A 17569-nucleotide genomic window follows, 5' to 3' on the forward strand; every position below is an offset into this window, starting at 1 on the left:
ATGCTTTTTCGGACCATCTCATGCCAGACCTCAGTTCCTTGACGCCCGAAACAATCATCGACCTCCTGAACATGCAGCCGCATCCGGAAGGGGGCTACTATGCCGAAACCTTTCGCGATGAGGTGACCGATGCATCGGGCCGGGCTGCGTCGACGCTGATCTATTTCCTGCTTCCCGAAGGCGTGGTCTCCCGCTGGCACAAGGTGGATGCGGTAGAAACATGGCATCATTATGCGGGGAGTCCGCTGGAACTGTCCATCAGCTCAGATAGCCGCTCAAAGGATGTGCTAACCCTCGGGCCAGACCTTCTGTCCGGTGAACGCCCACAAGGCATTGTCCCGCGCGATGCGTGGCAACAGGCCCGCTCACTCGGCAACTGGACCCTTGTCGGCTGCACCGTTGCACCGGGTTTTCAATTCGAAGGATTTGAAATGGCCCCGGAAGGCTGGGAGCCAGGCAATGACTGATATCTCAGGCCCGTCTGACAAACTGTATAGGTCCATCGCCAACTGGCCATTCTTTTTAAGGTGTTTGACCGCCTACACATTTTGCGTAGTCATTTCGGCTGCTTTTATAGTTTTTCTGTTTTTTAGTTATGGTGAAAGCATCAATTTGTTTTCAATCATACAATCAATTTTGCTAGTAAGCATGATTATCGGCCTGTGGGGTTCATTGTTGTTTTTGCCTGCAACAGCGATCGCCGAGTTTTTTGAAATTAGAAATATTGGATATTACTTGTTCTTTGGAACCCTAAACGCGCAGTTTTTATTCGTCTTTGCAGTGGGGCGAATTAAGGGAACCCCCGTCACCTTCTGGAATACCCTCGAGTATATGACATCAATTCTCGCTCTTTTGATCTGTGTGTGTGGCGTTTTCTTGGGTGGGCTTTACTGGTGGATGGCCGGGCAATTTGCCAGAAGGTCATTGTGGTTTGGGCGACTTGAACCACATGTCCCGACCCAAACTGCTCGACGAGCTCGCAGAGTGTACTGAACCTAGCGTCACTTGCCCCCAAGCCGCCGATTGCGGTCGACAAACCGATTCTCGAAAAGGACTTGGTACGTCGCTAGAAGCGCACTGCTGCTTGTCCGGGACGGCTTCTAACCGAGAATATCAAGCCAAGCCGGCAATCGCAGACGCAAATTCCTTGGCGGAAAATGGTTCCAGATCGTCGACGCCTTCGCCAACACCGATGAAATGCACCGGAAGACCGTGTTTGGCGGCAATGGCGACGAGAATGCCGCCCCTGGCCGTGCCGTCCAGCTTGGTCATCACCAGACCGGTCACCCCGGCCACCTTGCCGAAAATCTCCGCCTGATTGAGCGCATTCTGGCCGGTGGTGGCGTCCAGGGTTAGAAGCACCGTGTGCGGGGCTTCCGGGTCGTGTTTCTTGATGACGCGGATGACCTTTTCCAGCTCATCCATCAATTCTGCCTTGTTTTGAAGGCGGCCTGCCGTGTCAATCAGCAGGACGTCCACATCCTTGGCCATCGCTTCTTTCATCGCGTCAAAGGCAAGGCCTGCTGCATCTGCTCCGGTATTGCGCGCGATGACTTCCGCGCCGGTGCGTGCGCCCCAGATCTTGAGCTGTTCCACGGCCGCTGCACGGAAAGTATCTCCCGCCGCCAACATGACCTTCTTGCCCTCTGCTGCAAGCTTTTGGGACAGTTTGCCGATGGTCGTCGTCTTGCCGGTGCCATTGACGCCGACCATCAGAACCACATGCGGCTTCTTGCCCTTGTCGAGATCCAGCGGCAGGGCGACCGGAGCCAGAACCTTTTCCACCTCTTCGGACAGGATGGCTCGAACTTCTTCCGGCGAGATTTCCTTGTTGTAGCGCCCTTCCGACAGGCGCTCTGTAATCGCCATGGCCGTATCGACACCAAGGTCAGCCTGAATGAGAATGTCCTCCAGCTCTTCCAGCATAGTGGCGTCCAGCTTGCGCTTGGTGAAGATGGACGTAATGCCTTCGGTCAATGCGGAAGAGGAACGGGACAGGCCCTTCTTGAGCTTCTGGAACCACGAAAGTTTGGGTTCTTCTGTCTTCGCTGCCATGGCTGGCGCAAGGGGCGCAGGTTCGGGAGATGCTGGAACATCAGCAAGTTCAACGGGCTCCGGCTCAATGGCCGGGTTTTCGGCCTCGGCTGGCGTTTCCGGTTCCTGATCAGGCTGCTGTTCTTCCCCCGAAGGGGTAGGTTCAGCGGCCTCGATCATGTCTTCTGCACCGCTTTCGGCGGGAGCCGCCTCTACGAGAATATCGACGGCATCTTCCTGCGACGTTTCGACAGACATATCAGCAACTTCCGGCAGAGCCTCGCGCATCTCTTCCGTCGGCCCTTCGTCCTTGCCCCCGAAGAGACGACCGAAAAATCCGCGCTTTTTCTCGCTCATGAACCTGTCCTGAAACCTTGTTTTCCGGCGCCGTCAGGCGGCCCGCGTGAGAATGTCACCCATCAGGTGGCGACCGGTATGGCCAGTGATGCGTGTCTCTACAATATCCCCGGCAATGCCGCCATCAACTTCAACCTGGGTGAATTGCTCGGTGCGCCCGAGCCCCTCTTTCTCGATGAGGACAAGCCGCTGCCCGCCCACTTCGGCCTGAAGGTGCTTCAACAGCGCTTCCTCGCCCTTGGCCCGCAACCGCGCGCCGCGTTCCTTGACGATGGCTCGCTCCAGTTGGGGCATTCTGGCCGCTGGTGTGCCCGGGCGCGGCGAGAAGGGGAAGACGTGCAGATGGGTCAAGCCGCATTCATCGACGATGTTCAGCGAATTGAGGAACATGTCCTCGGTTTCCGTCGGAAACCCGGCAATGATATCCGCCCCGAAGACCACATCGGGACGCATGGCACGCACTTCGTCGCAAAAGCGGATCGTATCCGCCCGCAGGTGACGCCGTTTCATTCGCTTGAGGATCATGTCATCGCCTGCCTGAAGCGACAGGTGGAAATGCGGCATCAGGCGATGATCTTCGGCGATCACACGCATCAGGTCCTCGTCGGCCTCGATGGAGTCGATGGAGGACAGACGCAGACGCTTCAGGTCAGGCACCAACTTCAGGATCTTGGCGATCAGGGTTCCCAGCTTGGGTGTTCCCGGAAGGTCCGATCCGTAGGACGTGATGTCGACCCCGGTGATAACGATCTCGTTGTAGCCGTTGGCCACAAGCCGCTTGATCTGGTCGATGACCACACCCATTGGAACCGAACGGGAATTTCCGCGGCCATAGGGAATGATACAGAAGGTACAGCGATGGTCGCAGCCGTTCTGGACCTGAACGAATGCCCGCGCGCGGCCCTCCAGACCATCGATCAGATGGCCTGCGGTTTCCGTCACGCTCATGATGTCGTTGACCCGAACCTTTTCGCTCTCGCTTATACCGAACGCGGCCACGTCCTTGTAGGCCTTGCGCTCCAGCTTTTCGGTATTGCCGAGTACAAGGTCCACCTCTTCCATTTCAGAAAAGGTTGCAGCTTCCGTCTGGGCGGCGCAGCCGGTGACAATCACCTTGGCATTCGGATTGTCCCGCTTTGCCTTGCGCACGGCCTGACGGGCCTGACGTACGGCTTCGCTGGTTACCGCGCAGGTGTTGATCAGGATGGCGTCCTTGAGGCCCGCGGCTTCCGCCTCACGCTTCATCACCTCGGATTCATAGGCGTTGAGGCGGCAGCCGAATGTCACGACATCAATGCTCATTCGGCAGCTCCGGCGACCTCGGCATCCATCTGATCGTCTCCGGCGCCGGTACGGCTCCAGTCGAGCGTTGCCAGATCCACCTCGCCCTCATACTCCACTTCGGTCAGCCCCGTCATGAGAACGTGGTTGTCGCTCTCGCGCCACTCGATCTCGATCGGGCCGCCGGGAAGGTGGACGGTGGACTTGCGGCCAGCCTTGTTGTCACGGGCTGCAGCGACCGCAGCCGCACACGCTGCCGTGCCGCAGGCCTTTGTAAGGCCCGCACCGCGTTCCCACACTTTCAGGCGGATCTGGTTGGGAGCAAACACATGAGCCAGAGAAATATTGGCCCCCTCCGGGAAGATCGGATGATGTTCCAGCAGCGGACCAATCGTTCCAAGGTCATGGGCATCCACATCCTTCACCCAGAAGATCGCGTGCGGATTGCCCATGGATACGGCAGCCGGCGTGTGAAGAAAGGGCGCGTCGATCGGCCCGATCTGCAGTTCAATTGCACGGGTATCGTAAAACTCCTCGGCCAGAGGAATCTCGTGCCACAAAAGACGCGGTTCGCCCATGTCCACCATGACAGTGCGCGGAACTGATGTCCCGAACGCATGCAAAAGTCCAGCCTTGGTCTCAATGGTCACCCGGTCTTGTCCGGCTTCTTCCATCAAAAGACGGCCAATGCAGCGGGTGGCGTTGCCGCAGGCGCTGACTTCACTTCCATCGCAATTGTGAATGCGCATGAAGGCCGTTGCACCAACGCGCGACGGCTCGACCGTGATCATCTGGTCAAAGCCGATCCCGGTTTCCCGATTTCCCAGAGCAGCAATCTGCTCCGTCGTCAGCTTGACCTCGGACGCCCGCGCATCCCAGACAACAAAGTCGTTGCCAAGGCCATTCATTTTCAAAAAGGGTACGCGAGCGGACGTCATTTCTGCCGGCTTTTCTCAGGTTGAGTTGAAGGGCCCGTCACGCACACCCGTGACAGCTTAGGCTCTATATGGCGGAAAACATGCGAAATTGCCAGCACCGCCATGCATATCTGCGATGCGGCAACCGGACCTCGAGCACACCTACCTGATTCGCATGACCGCGCCGGGGCCAACATGTTCCAGAAGAATGCGCATATGCTGCGGGGCCACTGCGACACAGCCCTCTGTCGGGCGGTAATCCTCGCGAGCAATGTGAAAGAAGATGGCACTGCCCTTGCCCGCAACCGCCGGATACATGTTGCAGTCCAGAACGACGACGATGTCATAGAGCCGGTCATCCCGCCACATCTTCTCGTGGCTCGCCGGGAAGGGCAGCTGAACCGGTCTGTTATAGGCGGAGTGAGCCGGATCGTCACACCAGCCGTCCTCCCTGTCGATGACATCAACGGGTAACGCTGTTCGTGGACGCGGGCCCTTGTCGGCACGGTAAAGCACGTTCAACAGTTCGAAAGATCCGGTCGGTGTGACGCCGTCCCCCTCTTTCTTGGTATGCTTAATTCCCGAACGCCCCAGGGCACACGGAAACGTGAAGCTGCCAAGGCGCAAAATCCCGCGCTGCCGATTGGTCGGCAACGAAAAAACCTCAAGAAAGCCGCCACTTTTCAATTTAGCGCTCCGCGAGTGAAGGAAGTTTAGCCCGTATGGGCGCACGCTCCAGATAAACCATTGTTAAAAGCAGCGTGAAGTAGATTTGACGGGGATGAGACTTGTTTGCGGACAATTTCGTTCGCACAAAGTGTTGAACAGCAAGTGTGAACAGGCTGTAGTGACCACAGCTTGAAGCGAGGAGCAACCCATGACTGCCCGCACGATCCTTATTGTCGACGATGATACCGAGCTGCGCGAGGCACTCGTTGAGCAGCTCTCGCTCTATGACGAGTTCCTGACCATTCAGGCTGACAGCGCGACCAACGGTATTGCCATGGCCCGCGAGGAGCACGTGGATCTGGTGCTTATGGATGTAGGCCTGCCGGATATTGATGGCCGGGAAGCGGTGAAACTGCTTCGCAAGAACGGCTTCAAGGCCCCCATCATCATGCTGACGGGTCAGGATGGTGACAGCGACACCATTCTGGGGCTGGAAGCAGGCGCCAATGACTACGTCACGAAACCGTTCAAGTTCGCCGTCCTGCTGGCACGTGTAAGGGCTCATCTGCGCCAGCACGAGCAGAGCGAAGACGCGACGTTCATGATCGGCCGCTTTTCCTTTCGCCCGGCAGCAAAGGTCATGCAGGACGACAATGGCGGCAAGGTGAGGTTGACCGAGAAGGAAACCTCGATCCTGAAATTCCTCTATCGTTCCGGCGAAAAGCCGGTGACGAGGGACGTTCTGCTTCACGAAGTTTGGGGTTACAACTCTGGCGTGACAACCCATACGCTTGAAACGCACATTTACCGCCTGAGGCAGAAAATCGAGCGTGATCCGTCCAATGCGGAGCTTTTGGTCACAGAAGCCGGTGGATACAAGCTTGTGCCATAAGCTGAAATAGGCGACATCTTGGGATATGAGCCTCGCCCAAGATATAGCGATTCTGAAAAAGATACCGATGCTGGCCGACTTCCAGGACGACCAGCTTCGTCTTCTTGCGTTCAGTGCCGAGACTCTTGAATATCTCGATGGACAGACCCTGTTCGACGAGGGCGAGCGCGCCGATGGCGGCCTCGTCATTGCAGAAGGGGAAGTCTCGCTTCAGCAACGCCAGAAGTCAGGTTTTACCGAGACGGACAAAGTCCCGACCGGCAGCCTCTTGGGCGAAAGCGCTCTCTTGATCGAAACACGCCGACCGTGCCGGGCTGTTGCCGTCGGCCGCGTACGCGTCATCCGTATCCGCCGCGCGCTCTTCAAACGCATGATCCAGGAATATCCAGAACTCGCCCGCCAGCTCTTCGAACTTCATGCCTCCCGCTATCAGGCTACAGTGAACTCATTGAAGCCGATTGCGCATAAAATGGAGGAACTGGACGACCTTTCGAAAGCGAGCAAAACTCGCGGCAAGACATCCGACAAATAAAAAAGCCGGCATCTTCGCCGGCTTTTTCGTCACTTCATGGGAAGCTTGACATCACGCCCAGGGGCGATCCGATGCCAACTTGCCTTCGAACGTGTCGATGGAGACGTTCTTGGCAAGGGTCAGACCGATGTCATCAAGGCCATTGAGCAGACAATGCTTGCGGAACGCATCGATCTCGAAAGCAATTTCGCCGCCATCCGGCCCCTTGATGACCTGAGCTTCCAGATCAACCGTCAGGGTGGAGTTTGAACCGCGGGAGGCATCATCCATAAGCTCTTCCAGATCTTCTTCGGAGACCTGAATCGGGAGAATGCCGTTCTTGAAGCAGTTGTTGTAGAAAATGTCTGCAAAGCTGGTGGAGATCACGCAGCGAATGCCGAAATCCAGAAGCGCCCACGGAGCATGTTCACGTGAAGAGCCGCAGCCGAAATTGTCACCGGCGATAAGGATCTTCGCATCCTTGTAGGCAGGCTTGTTGAGAACGAAGTTGGCGTTCTCCGAGCCATCGTCATTGGTGCGCATTTCGTGGAACAGGGCAGTGCCGAGCCCGGTGCGCTTGATCGTCTTCAAAAACTGCTTCGGGATGATCATGTCCGTGTCGATGTTGACGATCGGCATCGGAGCGGCAACCCCGGTCAGTGTCGTGAATTTTTCCATGGCGATTGGTCCCGTTCTTGTTCTTTGTCAGGCAGCAAGGCTGGTGGACTGATCCACGCCGAGCAACAGGTTCAGGTTCTGGACAGCGGCGCCCGACGCCCCCTTGCCCAGATTGTCATAGACAGCAATGAGGACAGCCTGCGCCCTCTTGTCATTTGCAAAGACATGCAGGCGAAGCCGGTTCGTGTCATTGAGCGCCTGCGGGTCAAGATCGTCGCTGCGCTGCAGGTCGCTGAGCGGCGCAACCTCCACGAAGCCATTATTCTGCCCGGCGAAGTGGTCTGCGAGCGCCGCATGGATCTCCGCACCGGTTGGAACCCTGGCGAGCTGCCCAAGGCGCAGCGGCACCATCGTCAACATGCCCTTGTAGTAGTTGCCGACAGACGGCGTGAACAATGGCGCATCAGACAGACCGGAATAACGTGTCATTTCCGGCAGGTGCTTGTGGGCAAAGCCCAGCGCGTAGGGGCCAAACACATTGGCCGAGGCACCTGCAGCCTCATAATCGGCAATCATCGACTTGCCGCCGCCCGAATAACCGGAAATGCCATTGACGGTAACAGGGTAATCGGCGGGCAAAAGACCCGCCAAAATGAGCGGCTTCAGACCGGCAATCATGCCCTGTGGCCAGCACCCCGGATTTGTGACGCGCTTTGCGTTGCGGATCCGCTCTTCCTGGCCGGAATCCATTTCGGCAAAGCCGTATGTCCAGCCATCAGCCACACGATAGGCGGATGACGCGTCAATCACACGGGTTGTATCATTCTCGATGAGCGCGACGCTTTCCTTCGCCGCATCATCCGGCAGGCACAAGATCGCAACGTCGGCCTTGTTCAGATAATCGGCACGGGCAGACGTATCCTTGCGCAGTTCATCCGGGATTGAGAGGAGTTCAATGTCGCGACGTGCGGCGAGGCGCTCGCGGATCTGAAGACCCGTCGTTCCTGCTTCACCATCAATGAACACGCGCGCAACCATTGCCCGGCTCCCTCTCACAAGACAAAATGGAAAACTCCGACGGCAGGATTTACACGGTCTTTGACTACATGTCACCGCCTTCCGCGCGTCAAAACTTCAACGAGCCATTGAATGATACTCATCATTCGGACGCATGTCGGTAGCGATCGCAACGCGGTTGGTCATGTTGTAAAAGGCGGCGACCGCCGAAATGTCCCAGATATCCCGATCACTGAACCCGGCATCCCGAAGCGCTTGACGATCCGGCTCCTCAACCTCTGCGGGACGCTCCGTCAACTTGACGGAAAAGTCCAGCATGGCGCGTTGGCGCGGTTCAAGGTCGGCTGCGCGATAGTTCATCACCAGCATTTCGCCCAGTTTTGGGTCGCCGGACAGTTGCCGCACTGCAGCACCATGAGCTGTTAGGCAATAAAAACAACGATTGACTGCGGAGACTGCTACGGCAATCATCTCACGGTCAAGTTTGCTTAGGCCGCTCTCGGCCAGCATCAGATCATTATACAAGTCCGTAAACGTGCGTAATTTCGTTTCATCGAAGGAGTACGCAAGAAGAACATGCGGAACCAGCCCGAGCTTTTCCTGGCAAAGGTCGAAATAGGCCTGTGTTTCAGAGCTCAACGGTTCCGACCGGTTAATATCCAAAGCCGTGATTTTCTTGGGCAAATTATCTCTCCGTTCACAAAAAAACCGAAAACCGCAGTCCATGTCACCCGCGTAAACATCATGGTCACAAATGCGGCTAATGATAACGCAAAGTAAATCTCCGCACCAAAATACCCGACGGGTCAAGGGGGAACCAAATGCCGGATAAGCGCGAGCCAGCCAAAACGAAACTGATTTCCGCAACAATTTCAAAGCTGAAGAAGGAAAGTGAAGCGCTCGCCGATTTTGCATCCGCCTTCTACACGCGCGGAGCGGCAGAGGACCTTGTCGTCTACAGCGTTGATGAACTTGCAGAATTTGCAAAAATTGCCTGGAAGGACTTCCAGACGCATTCGTTGGGAACCCATCGGGTCAGCGTTTCGAACCCGTCCATCAAGGCCAAGGACGGGCGCGCTTCTGAGCTGACCGTCATTGAGATCATGAACGACAACATGCCATTTCTGGTTGATTCGGTCATGGACGAGCTGCAGGAAAGCAAGCTCGAGGTTCACCTCGTCCTGCATCCGATCTACATCGTCGACCGCGACGCCAAGGGCAAACTTATCTCTGCCAAGGAACGCAAGCGCACGCCCAAGCATGATGATTGCCAGGAGAGCCTGATACATATCCATGTCACGCGCATCGACAGCAAGGATGCGCGTCAGGATCTGGAAAACCGCCTGAACACCGTTCTCAATGATGTGCGAGCGGTCGTGAAGGACTTCCGTCCCATGCGCGAACGCCTTCAGGAAGCGATCGACAGCTACAAGACGGCCCAGCTGGACGGCAGCAGCGACGAATTGTGGGAAGCCATTCACTTCCTCGAGTGGATGGCCAAGGACAATTTCATTTTCCTCGGTATGCGCGAATACAAGTTCGATGGCGGCGTGATCGACGGGGAACTGTCCCCCAATGACGGCACGGGCCTTGGTCTTCTATCGGATCCGGAAGTGCGGGTGCTGCGCAGGGGCAACGAATTCGTGCAGATCACGCCCGAGATCCGCGAATTTCTCCTGAAACCCGAACCGCTGATCATTGCAAAGGCCAATGTGAAAACCCGCGTCCACCGCCGAGTGCACATGGACTATGTCGGCGCAAAGCTGTTTGACGACGACGGCAAGATGATCGGCGAACTCAGGATCGTGGGCCTTTACGCCTCGACCGCCTATACCGAGCCGACAAACACCATTCCTTTCCTGCGCCGCAAGGTGGCCGGGGTTCTGGCCAAGGCCGGATACAGTGCGGAAAGCTATTCCGGCCGTGCACTGTCGAACGTGATGGAAGCCTTCCCGCGCGATGAGCTGTTCCAGATCGACAAGGACACGCTCTTCGACTTTGCCATCTCCATTCTGCAGCTGGACGAACGTCCTCGAATTCGGGTCCTGTCCCGTGTCGACCGCTTTGACCGCTATGTCTCGATCCTGTGCTTCGTGCCGCGTGATCGCTACACGACCGAAGTTCGACTGAACATCGGCACCTATCTTGCCAACATCTATGATGGGCGATTATCGGCCTGGTATGTCACTTATCCGGAAGGTCCGCTGGCCCGTGTCCATTACATCGTTGGCCGCGACAAGGGCGTGACGCCCAAGCCGGATCAGGACGAGCTGGAAAGAGCCGTGGCCGAAATGGTCCGCACCTGGCCGGACAGCCTGCGTGATGCCTTGCGCACAAAGTTCGAACCGGCCCGGGCCCGCGAACTGTCCGACCGATATGCGCTCGCCTTCCATGGCGGCTACAAGGAAGTCTACAACGCAGCCACAGCGCTGTTTGATCTTGAAAAGGTCGAAACCCTTTCGGACGAGCACCAAACGGCGATCACCTTCTTCCGCGCCAGTGAAACCGAACAGGAACGCCTGTCCCTCAAGGTGTATAACCACGGCGCTCCGATCCCGCTGTCCGCCCGCGTTCCCTTGCTGGAAAACATGGGCTTCCGGGTGATCAACGAGCGGACCTACCGCATCACTCCCGATTCCCGTCCTCTTTGCTACATGCATGAAATGACGCTTGAGCGCAGGGCAGGTGGAACATTTGATTTCCCTGACGATCTGAAAGAGCGTCTGGAAGGTCTTTTCATGGCCATCTGGCTCGGGCAGGCGGAAAACGACGGCTACAACCAGCTGGTCATGGGCGCGGCGCTGGCATGGCGCGATATTGCCGTCCTGCGCGCCCTCTCCAAGTATCTTCGTCAGGCGGGCATCCGCTTCTCCGAAGACTACATGTGGACCGCCCTCAACAACTATCCGGCGATTGCCGCCAAACTCGTCGGCATGTTCCATCTTCGCTTTGACCCGAAAAAGGAAAAGGGTCGCGACAAGGCGATGGAAAAACTGACCGCAGAGCTGATGGCAGATCTGGAGGAGGTCGCAAGTCTCGACGACGACCGCATCATTCGCCGGTTCCAGAATGCGATCGAATCCGCACTGCGCACCAACTTCTATCAGGTGACCGCGGACGGCCAGCCGAAGGAAACCATCTCCTTCAAGATCGAGTCCCGCAAGATCGAGGAACTCCCCGATCCCAAACCCTTCCGCGAAATCTTCGTCTACAGCCCCCGCGTTGAAGGGGTGCACCTTCGCTTCGGCATGGTCGCCCGTGGCGGCCTGCGCTGGTCAGATCGCCCGCAGGACTTCCGTACCGAGGTCCTCGGTCTCGTAAAGGCCCAGCAGGTGAAGAACGCCGTAATCGTTCCGGTTGGCGCAAAAGGCGGTTTTGTGCCCAAGCAACTGCCGGACATGAGCGACCGTGACGCCTGGTTCAAGGAAGGTACGGAAAGCTACAAGGTCTTCATCAACGCGCTGCTGGATGTCACCGACAACCTGGATGAAGACATCCTCCTGCCGCCGCCGAATGTGCTGCGTTATGACGGCGATGATCCTTATCTCGTTGTCGCCGCTGACAAGGGAACGGCGACCTTCTCCGACACTGCCAATGGCATTTCCGAAGGTCGTGACTTCTGGCTGGGTGATGCCTTTGCCTCCGGCGGCTCCGCCGGGTACGACCACAAGAAGATGGGCATCACTGCCCGCGGCGGCTGGGAAGCGGTCAAGCGCCACTTCCGCGAAATGAACCGCGACATCCAGACCGAGCCCTTCACCGCAGCTGGCGTGGGCGACATGTCCGGCGACGTGTTCGGCAACGGCATGTTGCTCTCCAAGGCAACAAAACTCGTCGCTGCTTTCGACCACCGCGACATCTTCATCGACCCGGATCCGGATCCGGCAAAGACCTGGGTGGAACGCAAGCGCCTCTTCGACATGGGTCGCTCGTCGTGGAAGGACTATGACGCCAAGCTGATTTCCAAAGGCGGCGGCATCTTCCCGCGCTCTGCAAAGTCCATTCCGGTTTCCGATGAAATGCGCCAGATGCTGGGCTTGACCGGCGCCAAGGCGACACCGCAGGAAATTATGACCGCCATCTTGAAGATGAAGGTTGATCTTCTGTGGTTCGGCGGCATCGGGACCTATATCCGGGCAACAACCGAAACGGATGCTGATGCCGGTGACCGCGCCAACGATCCGATCCGCATCACCGCGCCGGAAGTGGGAGCAAAGGTGATCGGCGAAGGAGCGAACCTTGGTCTGACACAGCGTGCTCGTATCGAGTTCCACAAGAGCGGGGGACGTTGCAACTCCGATGCGATCGACAACTCCGCCGGCGTGAACTCGTCGGACATGGAGGTCAATATCAAGATTGCCCTTGGCGCGGCCATGAAGGCACAGAAGCTAACCCTGAAAAGCCGGAACACGCTTCTTGCAGAAATGACCGACGAAGTTGCCGATCTGGTCTTGCGCAACAACTATCTCCAGACCCTCGCCATTTCCATGTGCGAACGGCGCGGTTCAGAAGACTTCGGTTACCAGATCCGCATGATGCGGCAACTGGAACAGGCAGGTCTGCTGGACCGCAAGGTGGAGTATCTGCCGAACGATGTGGTCCTTGCCGACATGCAGGCCAACAACCAGACCCTGACCCGTGCGGAATTGGGTGTGTTGCTGGCCTATGCCAAGCTGACGCTTTACGATGCCCTGCTTGGCAGCTCCGTGCCTGACGACAGCTATCTGGCCCGTGAACTTTTCCGCTACTTCCCTGACCACATGGCCAAGAAGTACGAGGAAGAAATCACCGGCCACCGCCTGCGCCGCGAGATCATTGCCACGATGCTGGCAAACTCCATGATCAACCGCGGCGGACCGACCTTCATGACCCGTCTGCTCGACCAGACAGGGGCCACCACCAGCGAAATCGCCCAGTGTTTTGTCGCATCCCGCAACAGCTTTGGCCTCACCGAGCTGTATGAGGAAATCGACGCACTCGACACCAAGATCGATGGCGGTGTCCAGCTTGGGCTCTACAGCCGCATTCAGGACCTGCTTCTGGAACGTGTGGTCTGGTTCAAGCGCAACGTCTCCTTCGACAAGGGGATTGCCGCCGTGGTTGACAGGTTCAGCAAGGGCATTTCAACGCTCAAGGGCAAGCTGAACACAATTGTCACAGACGAACAGGTCAAGGAGCTTTCAAAGGCTGCAGACGAGCTTGTCGCGGCAGGTCTGCCCAAGGATCTCGCCCATCGCCTCGCCTGGTTGCCGGCAGAAGCCGCTATTCCGGACATTGTCCTGATCGCGGAAGAAACCGGGGCGGACCTCGTCAGCGCTGCAAAGGCCTATTTCGAAGTGGCTTCTCACTTCCGTGTAGGCGCAATGCAGGAGCTGGCCGGAACCTTCGAGATCCACGACTATTACGATGGTCTGGCCCTCGACCGCGCCCGCGCAACCCTGACTGCAGCTCACCGCAGCCTGTGCGCCAAGGCGATCAAGGTCGGGACCTTCGATGCCTGGCTGACCGCCAATGAAAAGGCCGTCGACCGCACGACACGCACCATGGCGGAAATTCTGGACGGCGAGCTGAGCGTCTCCAAGTTCTCCGTGGCTGCAAGCCTACTGGCCGAAGCTGCCCAGACCTGATCCTGCATTCAGGAAAACGTGAAAATGCAAAGAGCCGGCCTACGAGCCGGCTCTTTCTCATTATAAGGTCTGAAATACTCAATGCCGGAAGTGACGCATTCCGGTCAGAACCATGGCGAGACCAGCCTCATCGGCAGCCGCAATCACGTCCTCATCCCGCATGGATCCACCCGGTTGGATGACCGCCGTTGCACCTGCCTCGGCAGCGGACAGCAATCCGTCTGCAAACGGGAAGAAGGCATCGGAAGCCACAACACAGCCCTTGGTGAGCGGCACGGAGAGGCCAGCAGCCTCTGTCGCATCCAGCGCCTTGCGCGCAGCAATACGGGCTGAATCCACGCGGCTCATCTGGCCTGCACCAACACCGACCGTCGCTCCATCCTTGGCATAGACGATCGCGTTGGACTTCACGTGCTTGGCGACACGGAAGGCGAATTTGAGATCAGCGAGTTCCTGCGCGCTGGGAGCGCGCTTTGTCACCACCTTCAGATCCAGATCGTCGACAACTCCGTTGTCGCGTGACTGGACCAGAAGACCGCCCGCCACAGACTTGACCGCAAGGCCTTTCGCGCGCGGATCAGCAAGGCCGCCGGTCAGAAGCAGACGAAGGTTTTTCTTGGCCGCAATGATCTCTTGAGCGGCTTCATCAGCCTCAGGGGCGATGATCACTTCGGTGAAGACCTTGACGATCTCCTCTGCAGTCTGCGCGTCCAGCTTCTGGTTCAGGGCCACAATGCCGCCGAAAGCCGACACCGGATCGCATCGCAGCGCCAGCTCATAGGCCTCGCGAAGCGTCGCTGCCTCGGCAACACCGCACGGATTGGCATGCTTGATGATGGCAACAGCGCTGGTGCGGGAGGGATCGAACTCGGAAACAAGCTCAAAGGCCGCGTCCGTATCGTTGATGTTGTTATAAGAGAGCGTCTTGCCCTGAAGCTGGCGTGCCGTTGCAACGCCCGGGCGCTTTTCGCCGGTGACATAGAAACCTGCAGACTGGTGCGGGTTTTCGCCGTAGCGCATAACTTCGGCAAGAGCGCCCCCAACAGCCCGGTGAGCAGGAGCTTCTTCGTTCAGCTGATCGGCCAACCAGTTGGAAACCGCCGCATCATAGGCCGCCGTGCGTGCAAAAGCCTTCAAGGCCAGCTTCTTGCGCAATGCAATCGGGGCTTTGCCACCATTGGCATCCAGCTCGCCGATCACCTCGTCATAATCGGCCGGATCAGTGACAACGGTCACATAGGCATGGTTCTTGGCCGCAGCGCGGGTCATCGCCGGACCGCCAATGTCGATGTTCTCGATGCCGGTCGCATAGTCGGCACCCTTTGCAACCACATCTTCGAACGGATAGAGGTTGCCGCAGAAAAGATCAATGCCGGTGATCCCGTGATCAGCCATGGCCTTTTGGTGGTCAACATCATCACGGATCGACAGAAGGCCGCCATGCACCATCGGATGCAGGGTCTTCACCCGGCCATCCATGATTTCCGGAAAATTGGTGACTTCGGAAATGTCCAAAACGGTCAACCCGGCATCCTTGAGAGCCTTGTATGAGCCGCCGGTGGAGACCAGTTCAACACCCCGGTCAGAAAGCGCCTTGGCGAATTCGACCAGACCGGCCTTGTCGAAAACGGACAGCAGAGCGCGTTTGACGGGAACAAATTCGGGAACGGGAACGGCCTTGGAGGTGATAGCCATCAACATGCCTCGCGAGCTGGGAGGTTGGGAGTTGGCCTCGCCCTATCACGAAGACGCGCAAATCAAAAGATGGCAATGCGCCTGAGCGTCAAACTAAATCGCCCGGATCATCGGGAAGCGCCTTGGCATCATCAAAGTCGCTGATCCCACGGCGGCTCAAACGGGCAATCGCTGTTCGGCGGAACTGCCAAGCCACGGAAGGCATTTCCTGAATGACCCCATAGATAATGATCTGAGAGGTTTTCCGATGGCCGTAGACATCGGACAGATAGATGGAATCTTCCAGATGAATTTCCGCGCCCGGTGCGTCGAATTCCCATGTCTCACCATCCGGGCACACCAGCTGAACAAGCGATCCCTTGTTATGCAGCGTGGCCTTGATCTGCGGATGGAGGTGGAAGCGGATCGTATAGTAATGCTCCGGATTGATCGGCCCCTTGGCGAGGATCTTGTCGATGCCGCTCAGTTCCGTTCCGTCCGCAGAAAGACGCAAATCCCGCTCGTGGACAACCCGAAACTCCTTCAGATATCCATCATGGGACGCGGATACCTTGGAACTGGTGGCGCTGTCGGTCCGATCTGTAGGGACATTGGACGGACCGGAAATGATCGGGTTGCCCAACCATTTGCCAAACCGGGGGGAGGTCAGGAACCGGCAGGAAGACGTGTCGCCAATGGAGACCGTCGAATGAGCTGCGGTTGACCGGCTGACCTGCCGCCACTTGCTGTTTGACAGACCAGACACGCCGCAATTGACAACGAGCCGGTGAATGCCGCTCGAAAACTCGAAGGACAGGCACCCTGCATGTGCATCTTCAGACAGTCCTGGAGGAGGTGGCTTGCCCGTTTCCATCAACACAGTGGCATCACCGCCAACGAGGCGCTGGTATCCGGCATGCGGAGCATTGGTCGGCGGCGCCCCACGGGCATCATCATAGGCCATAATGGTGGCCACCAGATCATTCGGCGTTGACCCCATACCGTTGAAATGGGCGAAGGCACCATCGCCATGGCGGAAAAACCGCATCATCGGCATCATCCGGTCAACAGACTGCAACATTCCCTTGGGCAGCTCCATGCCCTGCATCACAAACGCCTGACGAACCGGCAACAGGTCCGCGAGAATTTCAATCATGGCGCCGGGGTTGCGCGAAATATGCCCACCATCGGAGAGGATCTGGCGAGCAAGTTCCGTATCAAGGCGGCGCATGGCCTGACGCGCATATCGGCTTTGTCCCGCCATGGAAACACAGGCAGAAGCAATGGCAAGTGCGGCCTGAAGCCTCTCGACCCCGTCGCGGGTCTCATTGATGGTTCGTCGCAGATAGGCGACCTGCTTGGCCAGCGATTTCAGGAACCGCCGATAGAAGTCATGATCTCCCTCATCCAGCACGAACGGGGAATGGGAGAGCCAGGACATGATGCGCCGCGCGACCACGGGTGTTTCCCACCCCACAGGATGACGGGTGCCGCAGAGCTTGATCCAGTCATCGATGAGGACACGAGCATTTTGCCGGGAAATCTTGCTGTCTGCCGCCCTCAGATCGCGGAGCCACCCAAATCCGTGCAATTCGCGCTGCCAGTCCCTTGCCTGACCGTACAATTCGAACGGAGACTCGCCGTGTGTTTCCACCAGATGTCCGGAAAAAAGGAAACGCCCGCCGTAGATGTCGGCCGCGTTCATGGCGTCAGCGGTGCGCAGATCCTGCGGGGCGATCAGCACCCGACTGGGCACGTTCGAGGAAGGCCGCAAACGGAACAGCATTCCGCCATGCACCCAGCGCGAAGCCTGCTGCCATAGATGGGATGCAAGCAGCCGCCATACGTGGCTGCTTTCAGACGCGGTTCCCATGATCAAGACACCAGCCGGAAAAAGAACTTTCCCAGGAAAAAAATGCGCTTGCCCTCGTTAATACGCCACTAACCAATTCAAGAGGCAGTTCAACCTCTT

Annotated in this window: 14 protein-coding genes; 5 read left to right on the plus strand and 9 right to left on the minus strand. The window is 57.6% G+C overall.

Annotated elements, in window-relative coordinates; translation table 11 throughout:
- Positions 1-20 precede the first annotated feature (20 nt).
- On the plus strand, positions 21-467 hold the full coding sequence (locus tag F0155_RS04135; protein ID WP_150523209.1) for a cupin domain-containing protein: 447 nt from the start codon (positions 21-23) through the stop codon (positions 465-467).
- On the plus strand, positions 460-993 hold the full coding sequence (locus F0155_RS04140; RefSeq protein WP_150523210.1) for a hypothetical protein: 534 nt from the start codon (positions 460-462) through the stop codon (positions 991-993). The genes F0155_RS04135 and F0155_RS04140 overlap by 8 nt, the downstream gene beginning before the upstream one ends.
- Positions 994-1113: 120 nt before the next feature.
- Here F0155_RS04140 and ftsY read toward each other — a convergent pair whose 3' ends face one another.
- The 4 genes from ftsY to F0155_RS04160 form a co-directional block, all read right to left on the minus strand.
- Positions 1114-2391 (minus strand): signal recognition particle-docking protein FtsY, encoded by a 1278-nt coding sequence (gene ftsY / locus F0155_RS04145; protein ID WP_150523211.1) that lies wholly within the window; start codon positions 2389-2391, stop codon positions 1114-1116.
- Between the two features lie 33 nt (positions 2392-2424).
- Complete coding sequence (mtaB, locus tag F0155_RS04150) at positions 2425-3693, minus strand: tRNA (N(6)-L-threonylcarbamoyladenosine(37)-C(2))-methylthiotransferase MtaB (RefSeq protein WP_150523212.1); 1269 nt, start codon at positions 3691-3693, stop codon at positions 2425-2427.
- Entirely contained in the window at positions 3690-4610 is a 921-nt protein-coding gene (dapF, locus tag F0155_RS04155; protein ID WP_150523213.1) for a diaminopimelate epimerase, read from the minus strand. Before dapF ends, mtaB begins: the two co-directional genes overlap by 4 nt.
- A 141-nt stretch (positions 4611-4751) precedes the next feature.
- On the minus strand, positions 4752-5276 hold the full coding sequence (locus F0155_RS04160) for a L,D-transpeptidase family protein (RefSeq protein WP_150523214.1): 525 nt from the start codon (positions 5274-5276) through the stop codon (positions 4752-4754).
- Between the two features lie 190 nt (positions 5277-5466).
- On the opposite strand from F0155_RS04160, the gene F0155_RS04165 reads away from it, so the two are divergent.
- Positions 5467-6150 carry a response regulator transcription factor gene (locus F0155_RS04165; protein ID WP_150523215.1) on the plus strand — a complete coding sequence of 228 codons (684 nt, stop codon included), beginning with the start codon at positions 5467-5469 and terminating at the stop codon, positions 6148-6150.
- A 25-nt stretch (positions 6151-6175) separates the two neighbouring features.
- Positions 6176-6682, plus strand: a complete 507-nt coding sequence (locus tag F0155_RS04170; protein WP_150523216.1) for a cyclic nucleotide-binding domain-containing protein — start codon at positions 6176-6178, stop codon at positions 6680-6682.
- A gap of 51 nt (positions 6683-6733) precedes the next feature.
- Here F0155_RS04170 and leuD read toward each other — a convergent pair whose 3' ends face one another.
- From leuD to F0155_RS04185, 3 genes are all read right to left on the minus strand, one after another.
- On the minus strand, positions 6734-7339 hold the full coding sequence (gene leuD / locus F0155_RS04175; protein ID WP_150523217.1) for a 3-isopropylmalate dehydratase small subunit: 606 nt from the start codon (positions 7337-7339) through the stop codon (positions 6734-6736).
- A 27-nt stretch (positions 7340-7366) separates the two neighbouring features.
- Positions 7367-8317, minus strand: a complete 951-nt coding sequence (gene argC, locus F0155_RS04180; protein WP_150523218.1) for an N-acetyl-gamma-glutamyl-phosphate reductase — start codon at positions 8315-8317, stop codon at positions 7367-7369.
- 96 nt (positions 8318-8413) lie between these two features.
- Positions 8414-8980: a peroxidase-related enzyme gene (locus F0155_RS04185; RefSeq protein WP_150523371.1), complete on the minus strand. Its 567-nt coding sequence runs from the start codon at positions 8978-8980 to the stop codon at positions 8414-8416.
- Positions 8981-9117: 137 nt separating this feature from the next.
- Between F0155_RS04185 and F0155_RS04190 the strand changes: the two genes are divergently transcribed.
- Complete coding sequence (locus F0155_RS04190; protein ID WP_150523219.1) at positions 9118-13923, plus strand: NAD-glutamate dehydrogenase; 4806 nt, start codon at positions 9118-9120, stop codon at positions 13921-13923.
- A 78-nt stretch (positions 13924-14001) separates the two neighbouring features.
- On the opposite strand, the gene purH is transcribed toward F0155_RS04190, so the two are convergent.
- Both purH and F0155_RS04200 read right to left on the minus strand, forming a co-directional pair.
- Positions 14002-15618 (minus strand): bifunctional phosphoribosylaminoimidazolecarboxamide formyltransferase/IMP cyclohydrolase, encoded by a 1617-nt coding sequence (purH, locus tag F0155_RS04195; RefSeq protein ID WP_150523220.1) that lies wholly within the window; start codon positions 15616-15618, stop codon positions 14002-14004.
- 88 nt (positions 15619-15706) lie between these two features.
- On the minus strand, positions 15707-17470 hold the full coding sequence (locus F0155_RS04200) for a heparinase II/III family protein (RefSeq protein WP_150523221.1): 1764 nt from the start codon (positions 17468-17470) through the stop codon (positions 15707-15709).
- Between the last annotated feature and the right edge of the window lie 99 nt (positions 17471-17569).

The organism is Roseibium sediminis, assembly GCF_008711325.1.
Lineage (GTDB): Bacteria > Pseudomonadota > Alphaproteobacteria > Rhizobiales > Stappiaceae > Roseibium > Roseibium sediminis.